Below are 14735 nucleotides of genomic sequence, written 5' to 3'. Positions count from 1 at the left end.
GTCAGAGATATTGTTCGATTCTGCCGTGCTGGCTGTATAGTTTTTGGTTAGCCATTCCGGTAAAATCCGCGCCCTTATAAGAGAGCCACCTAAGAGTGATTGAGCGATGTCCAACACAAAACAGGCCCCCAAAGTAGGATTCGTCTCCTTGGGTTGCCCCAAAAACCTGGTCGATTCCGAGCGCATCCTGACCCAGCTGCGTACCGAAGGGTACGACGTGGTGCCCAGCTATGACGATGCGGAGCTGGTGGTGGTCAACACCTGCGGCTTCATCGACAGCGCGGTACAGGAATCCCTGGAAGCGATCGGCGAAGCCCTGGCCGAGAATGGCAAGGTGATCGTCACCGGTTGCCTCGGTGCCAAAGAGAACCAGATCCGCGAGATCCACCCCAAGGTGCTCGAGATCACCGGTCCCCACGCCTATGAAGAGGTGCTGGGTCACGTCCACAAGTACGTGGCCAAGCCGACCCACAACCCCTTCACCAGCCTGGTGCCGGCCCACGGCGTCAAACTGACCCCCCGTCACTACGCCTATCTGAAGATCTCTGAAGGCTGCAACCACCGCTGCACCTTCTGCATCATCCCCTCCATGCGCGGGGATCTGGTGAGCCGCCCCATCGGCGAAGTGCTGGCCGAAGCCAAGCGCCTGAAAGAAGCCGGCGTCAAAGAGATACTGGTGATCTCCCAGGACACCTCCGCCTACGGCGTGGACGTCAAGCACCGCACCGGTTTCTATGACGGCATGCCGGTCAAGACCAGCATGGTGGCCCTGTGCGAAGAGCTGGCCAAGCTCGACATTTGGGTGCGTCTGCACTACGTCTACCCCTACCCCCACGTGGATGACATCATACCGCTGATGCGCGATGGCAAGGTGCTGCCCTACCTCGACATCCCGCTGCAACACGCCAGCCCGCGCATTCTGAAGCTGATGAAGCGCCCCGGCACCGTCGAGCGCACCCTGGAGCGCATCCTGAAGTGGCGCGAGATCTGCCCCGAGATCACCCTGCGCTCCACCTTTATCGTCGGCTTCCCCGGCGAGACCGAAGAAGAGTTCCAGATGCTGCTGGACTTCATCGACAAGGCGGAGCTGGATCGCGTCGGCTGCTTCAAATACAGCCCGGTCGAGGGTGCCAAGGCCAACGAACTGCCGGATCCTGTGCCGGAAGAAGTACAGGAAGAGCGCTTCCAGCGTTTCATGGAACTGCAGCAGCAGGTCTCCGTTCGCAAGCTGGCCCGCAAGGTCGGCAAGGAGATGACTGTGCTGATTGACGAGGTGGACGAAGAGGGTGCTACCGGCCGCTCCTTCGCCGATGCCCCCGAAATCGACGGTCTGGTCTACCTGAACGGTGAAACCGGCCTCAAACCCGGCGATCTGGTCAAGGTCCGCATCGACGAAGCGGACGAATACGACCTCTGGGCCAGCCTGATAGGCTAAGTCCGCAGTCCATGATGGCGCCTGTCCGGCAGGCGCCAATAAAAAAAGCCAGTCAGTGACCCTGACTGGCTTTTTTGTTGATGTTCCTTGTGCCGCCGTACCGGGCGCAACCCCAAGAGACCGTTGTTCAGCAAGGCCACCTTGGTTCTTGATTACAAATCCGAGGCGGCAACCCGCCACGGACGTCCCCTGACCAGTATCGTCTGTCACCTCGATATCTTCTGCGAGACCGACCAGTGATGGACACAGGACCACTCGAAGAATCCGACCGCCACGACGAACTGCTGGCCTTGTTGAGACGGTATACCTGGCGGTATACCGGAGAGGGGGTACTCACGGCACCATAAAGGAGACACTGATTCAGTCCCGATACAGGCACTCCTGTTAGGATCCGGATTGACTCTCCCCGGCATAAACCATCTAATTGACAGCCTGGATCCCCATGATCGCGCACCTTATGAAAATATTGTTGGTCGAAGACGACAAGCTGCTCAATCACCACCTCAGCACCCTGCTGACCGAAGCCCAGAATCAGGTATACAGCACCGACAGTGCCCAGGTGGCACTGCATTACGCCGCCGACTATCCCATCGACGTGGCCATCATCGATCTGGGCCTGCCGGACATGGACGGCCTGCAGCTCATCCGCCAGCTGCGCGAGCAGCAGATCCCCTTTCCCATCATCGTATTGACCGCGCGTGGCAACTGGCAGGACAAGGTGGAAGGGCTGGAAGCCGGGGCGGACGACTACCTGGTCAAGCCGTTCCAGAAGGACGAGCTGCTGGCCCGCCTCAACGCCCTGGTGCGCCGCAGCGCCGGCTTCATCTCCCCCAGGGTCAAGGCCGGCGACTACGAGCTGGATCTCTCCCGCAAGGAGCTGACCATCGCCGGCACCCCGGTGGTGCTCACCAGCTTTGAATACCTGATCCTCGAATACCTGATGCGCAACGCCCGCCAGGTGGTCTCCAAGCAGCAGCTGCTGGACCAGCTCTACGGCGACGGTGAAGGAGACCCCAACACCATCGAGGTGATGGTGAGCCGGCTGCGCAAGAAGCTGGATCCGGAGGGGACCATCCAGCCCATCTCCACCATCCGCCGCCAGGGTTACATCTTCAACCTGTCGTGCAACTGATGGACTCTCGTCTGCTGCGCCCCATGCGCTTCATCCGCCGCTCGCTGCACATCAAGCTGATGCTGAGCGCCATGCTGGTCATCGCGCTCATCATGGCCTTCTCGGTCTACATCCTCTATCTGGGTCACACCGAGGAGCAGGCCCAGAAGGCCAGCACCCGCATGCAGGAGAACCTCTCCAAGCTGTTCTCCTCCAAGCTGCCGGACGCCCATGCCACCACGGATCTGGGCCGGATCACCCCGGATGCCGTCGACCCCAATCTGGATACCCTGATCTGCCGGGCCGACGGCCAGTTGAGCTGGTCCAGCATGCACATGCCGGAGGTGATCCAGGCCAGGGACACCATCTGCCAGGATCTGATGAAGTATCTGGGCGGGCTGGATCAGGACTACTTCTTCAAGCGCCACACCATCAAGAACGGCGAGAGCTACTTCATCTACAGCCTGCGCTTTTTGCGCAATCACGGCGACGGCCCCACCACCTATTACGTGGTGATGGTCGATTCGGCCAAGCGCTACCTGGCCCAGACCCGTGATTACCTCTACCAGTGCATCCGCCAGGCCCTGCTCGCCTACTCCCTGCTCGGCGCCCTGCTGCTGCTCACCAGTTTCTGGAGCCTGGGCTCCCTGCGCACCATGGCGCGCCAGATGGACGAGATCCGGGCCGGCAAGCGGGAGGCGCTCTCCAACGACTATGAGCGGGAACTGACGCCGCTGACCGAGTCGGTCAACCAGCTGCTGGAAAACGAACGCCAGCAGACCCAGCGCTACCAGCACGCCCTCAACGATCTGGCCCACAGCCTGAAAACCCGGCTGGCGCTGATCCAGATGACGGCGCAGGAGGTCAAGCTGGGGCGCGACATCCACGACAACATCAATGAGCAGATCCTGACCATGGATCAGATCATCCAGTACCAGCTGCGCCGCGCCGTCACCGGCCGCAAGCGCCTCGCCAGCAAGGGCACCGAGCCGGTGCCCCTCATCGAGAAGCTGCTGGCCAGCCTCGCCAAGGTCTATCGCCACAAGAAGCTGCAGACCCGCTTCAAGTTCGATGACGACGTCTTCTTCGCCGGCGAGCAGGGGGACTTGATGGAGCTGATGGGCAACCTGCTCGACAACGCCTTCAAGTTCGCCATCAGCGAGATCAAGGTGACGGTGAGCCGCCGGCTCGACCGGCTGCGGATCGAAATCGAGGACGACGGCCCCGGCATCGACCCCGGCAAGTCGCAGCATATCTTTCAGCGCGGAGTGCGCGCCGACAGCTCCCCTGGCCAGGGCATCGGGCTGGCGGTGGTCACCGAAATCGTGCACAGCTACGGCGGCCAGATCATGGTGGATGAATCCCCGCTCGGGGGCGCCCGCTTCACCCTCGACCTGCCCTGAGCCCATCCCTACCCACTGCGTCTGCCACCCGGCAGGCGCAGTGCATTGCGGCGCAGGCCCATCCTTGTTGTAGATGACGACATCCCCATCCAGCCGGCAAAGCGCAGGCATAAAAAAACCGGCCGCGAGGGCCGGTGAAACAGTTCAGGCTTGTCAGGTGACAAACGCACCCAGCGGATGAAGACAAGTCCCAATTCCTTATGGAGCCCTGCCTTCTTGAGTACGTGTTGACACTCTACGCCATGGTCACTGAATCAAGGCTGAACCATGGCCGATCCGTCCCCCGGCAAGCCTCCTGCTTATAGCTTGATGCCGAGCGACTGGCGCAGATAGGCGCCGGCGCCGAGCAGACCCGGCCCCTCGTGGGTGATGAGGAAGACGGGGATATCCTTGAGGTAGGATTTGAAACGCCCCTTGTCTTCGAAGGCCACCCGAAAGCCCGAGCCGATGAAGAACTCCTGAAAGCGCGGCACTATGCCGCCGGCGATGTAGACGCCGCCGAAGGTACCCATATTGAGCGCCAGGTTGCCGGCAAAGCGGCCCATCAGCACGCAGAACAGGCTCAAGGTACGGCGGCAGTCCAGGCACTCGCCCGCCAGCGCCCGCTCGGTGATGTCCTTGGGTTCGAACGCCTGTGGCTCGCGGCCGTCGGATTTCACCAGACCACGGTAGATGTTGACGAGGCCGGGGCCGGAGAGCAGCCGCTCGGCCGAGACGTGGCCCAGCTCGGCGCGCATCACCTGCAGCACCGCATCCTCTTCTTCGCTGTTGGCAGCAAAGTCCACGTGGCCGCCCTCGCCCGGCAGACTCAGCCACTGCTCGCCGGTGTGCACCAGGTGGGCCACGCCAAGGCCGGTGCCGGCCCCGTAGATGGCGATGGGCTTGCCGGCCACGGGCGCCGCGCCCCCCAGCTGGATGCAGTCAGCCACGTCCAGCACCGGCACCGCCATGGAGACGGCGGTAAAATCGTTGATCACCTGCAACCGGCTCAGGCCCAGATTGGCCTGCATCTCGCTGATGGAAAACTCCCAGCTGTGGTTGGTCATGGCGACCCAGTCGCCGTTGATGGGGCAGGCGATGGCGATGCAGGCTTCGCCCACCTGCACCTTGTGCTCATCCAGATAGAGGCGAACCACGGCTTCCAGAGTGGGATGGGCCAGCCCGGAATAGGTCTTGGCCTGGGAAATGGTGCCGGTTGCCAGCTCGCACAGGGCCAACCGGGCATTGGTGCCGCCTACGTCGCCGACCAGCGCATGGGTATGCTGCATAAAACAACTCCTTCGTTACTGGGGTCGGGGCGGCCGTTACCGTCCCGCACTTATTATTTGGTGCCAATTCTACCCGAGCCCCTCCCCTTGCGGCGCGTTTGATGGGTGCAACTGTGCGCCCGCTCACAGTGTTGTTGCTTTGCAACATTTGTAAGCGCTTTCACGGAATGACTGGAAGTTTGTAACCAAAACAACGAAATAATTAGACATGAGTCATACTTTGCAGGGCCGAGATTAGTTTCGATAAGAGCTTGTCTTGTATAGTCATCAAGTTGATTGGAAACCTGCTTAGCCATGAATTTAGTGCAAAGACACTGAAGCTAAATTACAAAAACGCCTGGTGGTGATGATGAATACCCTTGATAAAATTACTAATAATTTGGAAAGTTTCAGTAAATCAGAGCGTAAAGTCGCCGAGGTCATCCTGGCCTCCCCGCAGACGGCCATCCACTCCAGTATCGCCACCCTCGCCAAGATGGCTGACGTCAGCGAGCCGACCGTCAACCGTTTCTGCCGCCGTCTCGATACCAAAGGCTTTCCCGATTTCAAACTGCATCTGGCCCAGAGCCTGGCCAACGGCACGCCCTATGTGAACCGCCACGTGGAGGCGGAAGACGGGCCCGATACCTATACCGCCAAGATCTTCGAATCCACCATGGCCTGCCTCGATGCCGCCAAGAACAGCCTGGACATCTCCGCCATCAATCGCTGCGTCGATATCCTGACCCAGTCCAAGAAGATCAGCTTCTTCGGCCTCGGCGCCTCCTCCGCCGTCGCCCGCGATGCCCAGAACAAGTTCTTCCGCTTCAACATCCCGGTGGTGAGCTTCGATGACATCGTCATGATGCGCATGAGCTGCATCAACAGCAGCGAAGGGGACGTGGTGGTGCTCATCTCCCACACCGGCCGCACCAAGGCACTGGTGGAGATTGCCGCGCTGGCCCGTGAAAACGACGCCACCGTCATCGGCATGACCGCCAAGGACTCCCCGCTGGCGCGCGAGTGCAACCTGGTGCTCTCCATGGACGTGCCGGAAGACACCGACGTCTACATGCCGATGGCGTCGCGCATCGCCCAGCTCGCCCTGGTGGACGTGCTGGCGACCGGTTTCACCCTGCGCCGCGGCATGAAATTTCGCGAAAACCTGAAGAAAGTCAAAGAAGGTTTGCGCGAATCCCGCTTTGATACACCCCACTCTTCGTAAGCAGCGGGGGCCTCGGCCCCCGGCTGTCTCTGCCACCTTCCTTGGTGTAGTATTGTAATTTAGTAACAAAAGCCACCCAGATGGCTTGCAAGCGGGTGCAATGGGTCATGCGCTTGACGGGGCAGTATCTCAAGTCATATCAACTTCAAAACTGGAGTCTTTCATGCCAAGACGTACAAAGATTGTAACCACACTCGGTCCGGCCACCGATCGCGAAGGGATCCTCGAGGGGATCATCCGTGCCGGTGCCGACATGGTGCGGATGAACTTCTCCCACGGCACTGCTGAAGACCACATCCTGCGCGCCAACCAGGTGCGTGACATCGCCGCCAAGCTGGGTCGTCATGTCGCCATCATGGGCGACCTGCAGGGCCCCAAAATCCGCGTTTCCACCTTCAAGGACGGCAAGATCTATCTGGCCGTCGGCGACAAGTTCATCCTCGATGCCGCCCTCGGCAAGGGTGAAGGCTGTCAGGAGCAGGTCGGCATCGACTACAAGAGCCTGCCGAGCGATGTGATCGCAGGCGACATCCTGCTGCTGGACGACGGTCGCGTGCAACTGAAGGTGGAGCAGGTCGAAGGCACCCGCATCCACACCACGGTCACCGTGGCCGGTCCGCTCTCCAACAACAAGGGCATCAACAAGAAGGGTGGCGGCCTCTCCGCCCCGGCGCTGACCGAAAAGGACAAGGAAGACATCAAGACCGCCGCCCGCATGAACGTGGACTACCTGGCCGTCTCCTTCCCCCGTTGCGGTGATGACCTGCGCTACGCCCGCGAGCTGGCCCGTGAAGCCGGCTCCAACGCCAAGATCGTGGCCAAGGTCGAGCGCGCCGAAACCGTCGCCACCGACGAGGCGATGGAAGACATCATCCTCGGCTCCGATGCCGTCATGGTGGCGCGTGGTGACTTGGGCGTCGAAATCGGCGATCCCGAGCTGGTCGGCGTGCAGAAAAAACTCATTCGCCACTCCCGTCGCCTGAACCGCGTCGTCATCACCGCCACCCAGATGATGGAGTCGATGATCAACGCGCCGCTGCCGACCCGCGCCGAAGTGATGGACGTGGCCAACGCCGTGCTGGACGGTACCGATGCGGTGATGCTCTCCGCCGAAACCGCCGCCGGTCAGTTCCCCATCGAGACCGTCACCTCCATGGCCAGCGTCTGCGTCGGTGCCGAGAAGCACCCGAGCCTGAACGTCTCCAACCACCGCATGAGCTACACCTTCACCTCGGTGGAAGAGGCCGTCGCCATGTCCACCATGTATGCGGCCAACCACCTGGAAGGGGTCAAGGCGATCGTGGCGCTGACCGAATCGGGCACCACCCCGCTGCTGATGTCCCGCATCAGCTCCGGCCTGCCGATCTTCGCCATGTCACCGCACAACAAGACCCTGGCCTGGACCAACCTCTACCGCGGCGTCACCCCGGTGCTGTTTGACGGCGACGAGACCAAGCCGGTCTACGAAGTGTGCCGCGATGCGCTGGACGTGCTCAAGGCCAAGGGGCTGCTGCAAAGCGGCGACATGGTGTTGCTGACCCACGGCGACAAGATGGAAACCGTCGGCAGTACCAACACCTGCAAGGTGATGATGGTCGAGTAATCGCCCTTCACCGGCACCAAAAACGGCTCCCGCGGGAGCCGTTTTTTTATGGCGAAACCGCCGCCTCAGCCGCGAAACAGTTCGACCTTGTCGCCGTCCTGCAGGCTGCCGGCCCCGCGTACCACCACCCTGTCCCCCTGCTTGAGCGCTCCGCTCACCGCCACCTGCCGGCTGTCGCCAAACAGCACGGTCACCGGCACCCGGTTCACCGTCAGCTCCTCGCCGCGCTGCTCCACCTGATAGACCACGCTCCCCTCGGTGTTGAGCACCAGGGCATCACGCGGCAGCAGCATGGTCTGCTGCTCCGCCAGTGGCAGCGCCACCCGCACCGGCGAGCCGATGATGAAGCGGCCCGCCTCGGGCTTGAGGCGCAGCTCGATGAGGCGCGACTTGGGATCGGCACTCGCCGCCCGCTGGTAATAGACACCGTGGCCGCTCAGCTGCTCCCCTTCCACCCGCAGCCGGGTCTGGGGCGCCAGCTGACCGGCCCAGACGATGGGGGCCTGCAGCCGGATGTCGGGCTGATCGGGATTGACCAGCTCCAGCGCCTGCTCGCCGGCATCCACGTGCTCCCCCGGCTGAATGAAGTGGTTGTTCACCACCCCGTCGAACGGCGCGAAGATGTGGCTTCTGCGCAGCTGCTCCTCAATCTGGCGCACCTGTACCCGCGCCAGCCGCTCGGCCAGTTCAGCCTGCTCCACGTCGAAGCGCGCCTTGTCATACTGGCTCTGGGAGGTGCTCTTCTGACGGTGCAGCGTCGCTAGCCGGCCAAACTCGGCGCGGGCGAAGCGCACGTTGCTCTCCCACTTGGCCTGCTCGGCCTGGGCCTGCTCCAGCGAGAGCCGCAGCGCCGCACTGTCGAGGCGCAGCAGCTCATCCCCCTTGCTGACCCGGCTGCCGAACTCGGCGATCCACTCCACCCGGCCGCTCACCTCGGCGCTGAGCGCCGCCTGCTGGCGGCTCGCCACCGTGCCGCTGACCCAGATACTGGCCGCCGCCTCCCCCCGGGTCACGTCCGCCAGGGTCACCATCTTGCCCTGCGCCAGTGCGGGGAGCACGCTACCCGCCAGCAGCGCCGCGCCCACTACCATCCTTGTATAACCGTGTGTCATCGATGAGCTCCTTGCTCAGGCCCGCTGGCGCAGGGCGAGCGGTGATTCGACCCGCTCTCCCAGTCGCAGGAAAGCGGGCAACAGGATCAGGGTAAACAGGGTGCTGCAGCTCATGCCGCCGACGATGACGGTGGCCAGCCCCCGGTAAATTTCACTGCCCTCGCTCGGGCTCAGCATCAGCGGCAGCATGCCGAAGATGCTGGTGAGGCTGGTCATGGCGATGGGCCGCATCCGGCTTTGCAGGGCATCGGCCACCGCCAGCTGGCGGCTCATCCCCTCCCGCTCCGCGGTGCGGGTCTGATGCACCAGCAGGATGGCGTTGTTGACCACCAGCCCCAGCAAAATGACGAAGCCGATGATGGTCAGAAGATCCATCGGCAGCGGCACCAGGAGGCCGCTCAGGTGCAGCGCCAGCACGCCGCCGACGGTGGCAAGCGGCAGGGTCAGCAGCACCAGCACGGCATCCTTGAGGGAGGCAAAGACCCCCCACAACAGGATCAGCAGGATCATCACTGCAAACAGGAAGATGGCCCCCAGGTTGCCCAGCGCCTGCTGCAGGCTGTCGGCATTGCCGGAGACCCGCAGCTCACCGCCGGCGGGCAGCAGTGGCCGGATGGCGGCAAAGCTTTTGCTCTGCAGGGTATCGAGCACCTGCTCCATGCTCATCCCCGCCGGGGGCGAGATCTGCAGGCTGATGCTGCGCCGGCCGTCGGCCCGAAAGATGCTGGCCGGCCCCATGTCGTGCTCCACCCGCAGCAGCTCGCCAAGCGGCACGATGCGCCCGGACGGGGTCGCCAGCGGCACCGCCTTGAGTTCGTCCGGGTTGGCCGAAGTCTGTCCCATCAGCATGATGTCGAGCCGCTCCTCCCCGTCGAAATACTCGCCAACCCGCAGCCCGTCGCCGAAGGTCTGGATGATGGCGGGCATGGGGGAGCGATCCCAGCCTACCTCGGCCAGACGCCTGTCCTGCGGCACCAGCCGCAGCTCGGGGGCGGTGAAATCGAGATCCGGCTGCGGCCTCACCTGGGCGCCCGGCAGATCCTGCTTGACGATGGCCATGGCGGCCCGCGCCGCCTGGTAGAGCTCGGCCAGATCGCCCCCCTGCAACAGCAGAGAGATGCCGTTCTCGCTGTCAAAGCCGCCGAACAGCGAGCCCTGACCGCCAAACACCTGGGTGTCGGGGATCCCCACCAGCAGCTGCTTCATCAACAGCTGCTCCAGCACCTTGATCTGATCCTCCTCTTTCGGCCGCACCCCGATCTGGGCGCCGCCCGGGTAGCGCAGGATGTAGTAGTTCTTGAGGGCCGGCTCCCGCTCCCCCTTCATGTAGGGGGCGAGACGGGCGATCAGGGTGTCGATCACCTCCTCCCGCTGGGCCTGCAGGTTGAAGCCCGGGGTGAAGTTCATCCAGACATCCACCGCATCGCGCTTCACGTCCGGCAGATAGTCCATCTTCGGCAGCAGGGCCCAGGTGGCCAGCGCCGGCAGGCTCATCATCAGGGTGATGACGGTCCAGCGCTGGCGGGAGGTGCCGGTCCAGCGGATCACCCGTCGGGTGGTGCTCTGCCACAGCCCCTCATAGGGATCGATCAGCCGCTCACGCCCCATCCAGCGCGCCGCCACCGCCGGCAGCACGGTCACCGCCACCAGCATGGAGACGCTCACTGCGCAGGCGATGGTCAGCGCCAGATCGGCAAACAGCTGACCCTCCACGTCGTTGAGCAGCAGCACCGGCAGGAAGATGGCGACCGTGGTCAGGGTGGATGCCACCAGCGCGGTCCACACCCGGCTGGTGCCTTCCAGCGCCGCCTCCGCCTTGTTCAGATCCCCTCGCTCGTGGCGCCGGTAGATGCTCTCCAGCACCACGATGGCGGCATCAAGCACCATGCCCACCGCAAAGGCAATCCCCGCCAGCGAGATGACGTTGAGGGTCCGCCCCAGCACCTTGAGCAGGCAGAAGGTGAGCATGATGCTGATGGGAATGGAGATCGCGATCATCAGGGTCGCCTTGAGCTGGCGCAGAAAGACCCAGAGGATGGCGCAGGAGAGCAGCACGCCGAGCCCCAGGTTGGCAGTCACCATGCCCACCGCCCGGTTGATGTAGAGAGATGCGTCGAACGACTGCTCCATGTGTAGCCCGACCGGCTCCAGCACCTCGCGGTTGAGCTCGCCCACCTTGAGCTTGATGGCCTCCAGCGCCGCCAGGGCGTTGGCACCGCTCTCCTTGAAGATCTGGGCCGCGATGGCGGTGTTGCCGTTCTGGATGCGCAGTACCGGGTTCTCCTCCCGGGCCAACCTGACCTCGGCCACATCACGCAGGTAGATGGGCAGGCCGTCGCGCCAGTCCACCACCTTGTCCCCCAGGGTCGCCACGTCGTAGCGACCGGCAAAGCGCAGCTTGTACTCCCAGCGGCCGATGTCGAGGGTGCCGGCGGAGACATCCCAGCCGGTGCTGGCCCGACTGGCCAGTACCGGGATCTCCACCCCCAGCTCGGCGGCGCGGTAAGGGTCGAAACGGATCTGGATCTGGCGCTCGTTGATCCCCTCGATGTCGACCGTCGACACCCCGGGGATGCGCTCCAGCTCCGGCTTGACCCGCGCCTCGATCAGCGCCTGGTGATCGTCGATCTGCCCCTTGGCACCGGGCAGCTGCTGGATGAAGAAGAAGGTGAGGGTGTCGTTGCTGCTGTAGTTGTTGACGTAGGGGCCGCCAATCTTGTCCGGCAGGCCGGAGACCCGGTTCAGGCGGGAGATAACGTCGAGCTGGGCCCGCTGCATGTCGGTGCCGAGGGCAAACTCCAGGTCGATTTCGGTGAAGCCGGGGAAGCTGTTGCTGGTGAGGTTCTTGAGCCCCTGCACCCCCTGCATCTCCTGCTCGATGGGGTCGGTTATCTCCGACTCCATCTCCTGGGGCGAGGCCGAGCGCCAGTCCACCGAGATATTGAGGTGCGGGCGATCGATGTCGGGAAACAGCTGGATCGGCAGCCCCCGGATGCTGAGCAGGCCCAGCAGAAAAATCAGCACGATCGAGACCGCCACCCAGATGGGGCGTTCGATCGCCGTTTTGGCGAGATTCATTCACTCTTCCTGAGTTTGTTGTTGTCGGCCATTCCGCTGGCCTTGCTTCCTGCCCCAAGGGTGAGGGGCCATTGCATTAGACTGGAATTAATCGAGGTTGTAAATGCAGGGTTAACAAACAAAAAAACCGGCCATGATGGCCGGTTTCAGGTTCAGAAGTGAGAGCCCTCTCAGGCGGCGTGCACCACCGGATTTTGCTGGGATAACCCCTCCAGCTCGCCCGGGGCGAAGTTGTCCACCTGGATCGCCTCGTAGCGCAGGGCATCGGCGGCCAGCAGCTTGTCCGCTTCGTCCTTGCTCAGAATGGATTGGGACAGGGCAGCGGCAACCAGCTCCGGCAGCGCCAGTTTGCGGGGCAGTTTGCCCTCTTTCTGGGCCTGCACCAGCTTCTTCTCGTAGGGCTGCACCGAGACCATGGCCTGGAAGGCACGCTCCATCAGACCGACCGGATCCGCCTCGTCCTTGCCGACGTAGCACAGCGCCGTCAGACGGTCGCGGAACTCACCCGGCTTCATCATAGCCAGACAGATGGCGTGGCAGCGATCGTCTGCCGGCATCTTGTAACCGACGCCAAACGGGAACACCACCCGCTTGAGCACGGCACCCACCACCTTGTTCGGGAAGTTCTGGAAGAAGCCCTCGAACGCCTTGCCAATCAGGTAGAGGTTGCGCTCCACCGCGTACTGCACGAACGGCAGATCGGAGACCATACGGCCCTGATCCTCGTAATGCTTGAGGGTGGCGGAGGCCAGATAGAGGTGGCTCAGCACGTCACCCAGACGAGCGGAGATCATCTCCTTGCGCTTGAGATCGCCACCCAGCATCAGCATGGAGACGTCGGCACACAGGGCCAGCCCTTTACTCATGCGGGAGAGCTGCTTGTAGTAGCGGGCGGTTTCGCCGGCCACCGGCGCACTGTTGAACTGGCCCAGGGTCAGCCCCTGGAACAGGGAACCGAAGAAGTTGCCGGCACCGAAGGCGATGTGTTTCATCAGCAGGGCGTCGAACTTCTCGAGACCGCGCTCCACATCGGTATCGGCCGCCGCTTCCAGCTCGGCAAACACGTACGGGTGGCAGCGGGTGGCCCCTTGCCCGAAGATCATCAGGTTGCGGGTCAGGATGTTGGCCCCTTCCACCGTGATGGCCACCGGAATGCCCATGTAGGCGTAGCCGGTGTAGTTTTTCGGGCCCAGCTGGATGGCACGGCCGGCGTGGATGTCCATGGAGTCATCCATGATCTGGCGCGCCATTTCGGTCATGTGGTACTTGGAAATCGCGGTGACGATGGCCGGAGCCTGACCCAGGTCCAGGGAACCTGCGGTCATGCGGCGGGCCCCCTCCAGCTGATAGGTGAGGCCGCCGATGCGGGCCAGTGCCTCTTGCACCCCTTCAAACTTGCCGATGGACATGCCGAACTGCTTGCGCACGTAGGAGTAGGCGCCCACGGTGCGGCTCGCCATGTGACCACAAGCGGTGCCAAGGGCTGGCAGCGAGATGCCGCGACCGGCGGAGAGGCACTCCACCAGCATGCGCCAGCCACGGCCGGCGTAATCCGGACCGCCGATGATCCAGTCGAGTGGAATGAACACATCCTTGCCGAAAGTCGGGCCGTTCAGGAACGCCAGCCCCATGGGGTAGTGGCGATCGCCGACGCGCACGCCGGGGTGGCTGGTCGGGATGAGCGCGCAGGTGATGCCGAGCTCTTCCTTGTCACCCAGCAGTTTTTCCGGGTCATAGAGTTTGAACGCCAGCCCCAGCACGGTGGCACGAGGGGCCAGGGTGATGTAGCGCTTGTTCCAGTTGAGGCGAATACCCAGCACCTCTTCACCCTTGTGCATCCCCTTGCAGACGATCCCCTTGTCAGGAATGGCGCCGGCATCGGAGCCCGCTTCCGGCCCGGTCAGGGCGAAGCAGGGCACCTCTTTGCCATTGGCCAGCCCCGGCAGCCAGAAATCTTTCTGGGCCTGGGTGCCGTAGTGCATCAACAGCTCGCCCGGGCCAAGGGAGTTCGGCACCATGACGGTGACCGCCACGCTCAGGCTCTTGGTGGCAATGCGGGTGACGATGGTGGAGTTGGCGATCGCCGAGAATTCACGGCCGCCGTAGGATTTCGGGATGATCAGGGAGAAGAAACCTTCCTTCTTCAGATAGTCCCAGACCGGCTCCGGCAGGTCTTTGGTTTCGTTGACTATCTTGAAATCGTCAACCATGGCGAGCAGGGTTTCGACCTGGTTGTCGATGAAGGCCTGCTCCTCGGCGCTCAGCTCGGCTTTACCGTAGCCGTGCAGTTTTTTCCAGTCGGGGTTGCCGCGAAACAGCTCCCCATCCCACCAGACGGAGCCGGCTTCCATGGCCTCCCGCTCAGTGGCCGACAAGGGCGGCAGTATCTTCTTGAAGATGCCGAACACCGGGCGGGTGACCACCTTTTTACGGATGGAGGGCACGCCGAGCACGACGGCTATCGCCAGCACCAGCAGGATAAGCAATGTGATCATACTCAAGTTCCTTCTATTTCACTGTT

The 14735-nt window shown here is 62.8% G+C and carries 9 protein-coding genes; 5 read left to right on the top strand and 4 right to left on the bottom strand.

What is annotated here, in order from left to right; all coding sequences use genetic code 11:
- The first annotated feature begins 106 nt into the window (after positions 1-106).
- From rimO to ACW5XD_RS13845, 3 genes are all read left to right on the top strand, one after another.
- A complete protein-coding gene (gene rimO, locus ACW5XD_RS13855) occupies positions 107-1435 on the top strand; it encodes a 30S ribosomal protein S12 methylthiotransferase RimO (protein ID WP_456495380.1) in 1329 nt (442 codons plus the stop codon).
- A 457-nt stretch (positions 1436-1892) separates the two neighbouring features.
- Positions 1893-2567, top strand: coding sequence for a response regulator (locus ACW5XD_RS13850; protein WP_456495379.1), 675 nt, complete (start codon positions 1893-1895; stop codon positions 2565-2567).
- Positions 2567-3949: an ATP-binding protein gene (locus tag ACW5XD_RS13845; RefSeq protein ID WP_456495378.1), complete on the top strand. Its 1383-nt coding sequence runs from the start codon at positions 2567-2569 to the stop codon at positions 3947-3949. Before ACW5XD_RS13850 ends, ACW5XD_RS13845 begins: the two co-directional genes overlap by 1 nt.
- Before the next feature lie 299 nt (positions 3950-4248).
- On the opposite strand, the gene glk is transcribed toward ACW5XD_RS13845, so the two are convergent.
- Positions 4249-5217 (bottom strand): glucokinase, encoded by a 969-nt coding sequence (gene glk, locus ACW5XD_RS13840; RefSeq protein WP_456495377.1) that lies wholly within the window; start codon positions 5215-5217, stop codon positions 4249-4251.
- A gap of 349 nt (positions 5218-5566) precedes the next feature.
- Here glk and ACW5XD_RS13835 point away from each other — a divergent pair, with 349 nt between their 5' ends.
- Together ACW5XD_RS13835 and pyk are read left to right on the top strand one after the other, a co-directional pair.
- The gene (locus ACW5XD_RS13835) at positions 5567-6421 is read left to right on the top strand and encodes a MurR/RpiR family transcriptional regulator (protein WP_005298732.1); all 855 of its coding nucleotides are present in this window, start codon (positions 5567-5569) and stop codon (positions 6419-6421) included.
- 163 nt (positions 6422-6584) lie between these two features.
- Positions 6585-8024, top strand: coding sequence for a pyruvate kinase (gene pyk, locus ACW5XD_RS13830; RefSeq protein ID WP_060388857.1), 1440 nt, complete (start codon positions 6585-6587; stop codon positions 8022-8024).
- A 65-nt stretch (positions 8025-8089) separates the two neighbouring features.
- On the opposite strand, the gene ACW5XD_RS13825 is transcribed toward pyk, so the two are convergent.
- From ACW5XD_RS13825 to ACW5XD_RS13815, 3 genes are all read right to left on the bottom strand, one after another.
- Entirely contained in the window at positions 8090-9136 is a 1047-nt protein-coding gene (locus ACW5XD_RS13825; RefSeq protein ID WP_456495376.1) for an efflux RND transporter periplasmic adaptor subunit, read from the bottom strand.
- Between the two features lie 15 nt (positions 9137-9151).
- Positions 9152-12214, bottom strand: a complete 3063-nt coding sequence (locus tag ACW5XD_RS13820; protein WP_456495375.1) for an efflux RND transporter permease subunit — start codon at positions 12212-12214, stop codon at positions 9152-9154.
- A gap of 170 nt (positions 12215-12384) precedes the next feature.
- Positions 12385-14709 carry an acyl-CoA dehydrogenase gene (locus ACW5XD_RS13815; RefSeq protein WP_043168226.1) on the bottom strand — a complete coding sequence of 775 codons (2325 nt, stop codon included), beginning with the start codon at positions 14707-14709 and terminating at the stop codon, positions 12385-12387.
- Between the last annotated feature and the right edge of the window lie 26 nt (positions 14710-14735).

The organism is Aeromonas enterica (assembly GCF_054052465.1).
Note: the sequence above shows the minus strand (reverse complement) of the source record. Positions and strands in the feature narration are given on the sequence as shown.

What these genes read in the sequence shown, in the direction of transcription:
- rimO (WP_456495380.1), top strand. Translation starts at nt 107, where the DNA reads ATGTCCAACACAAAACAGGCCCCCAAAGTAGGATTCGTCTCCTTGGGT.
- ACW5XD_RS13850 (WP_456495379.1), top strand. Translation starts at nt 1,893, where the DNA reads ATGAAAATATTGTTGGTCGAAGACGACAAGCTGCTCAATCACCACCTC.
- ACW5XD_RS13845 (WP_456495378.1), top strand. Translation starts at nt 2,567, where the DNA reads ATGGACTCTCGTCTGCTGCGCCCCATGCGCTTCATCCGCCGCTCGCTG.
- glk (WP_456495377.1), bottom strand. Translation starts at nt 5,217, where the DNA reads ATGCAGCATACCCATGCGCTGGTCGGCGACGTAGGCGGCACCAATGCC.
- ACW5XD_RS13835 (WP_005298732.1), top strand. Translation starts at nt 5,567, where the DNA reads ATGAATACCCTTGATAAAATTACTAATAATTTGGAAAGTTTCAGTAAA.
- pyk (WP_060388857.1), top strand. Translation starts at nt 6,585, where the DNA reads ATGCCAAGACGTACAAAGATTGTAACCACACTCGGTCCGGCCACCGAT.
- ACW5XD_RS13825 (WP_456495376.1), bottom strand. Translation starts at nt 9,136, where the DNA reads ATGACACACGGTTATACAAGGATGGTAGTGGGCGCGGCGCTGCTGGCG.
- ACW5XD_RS13820 (WP_456495375.1), bottom strand. Translation starts at nt 12,214, where the DNA reads ATGAATCTCGCCAAAACGGCGATCGAACGCCCCATCTGGGTGGCGGTC.
- ACW5XD_RS13815 (WP_043168226.1), bottom strand. Translation starts at nt 14,709, where the DNA reads ATGATCACATTGCTTATCCTGCTGGTGCTGGCGATAGCCGTCGTGCTC.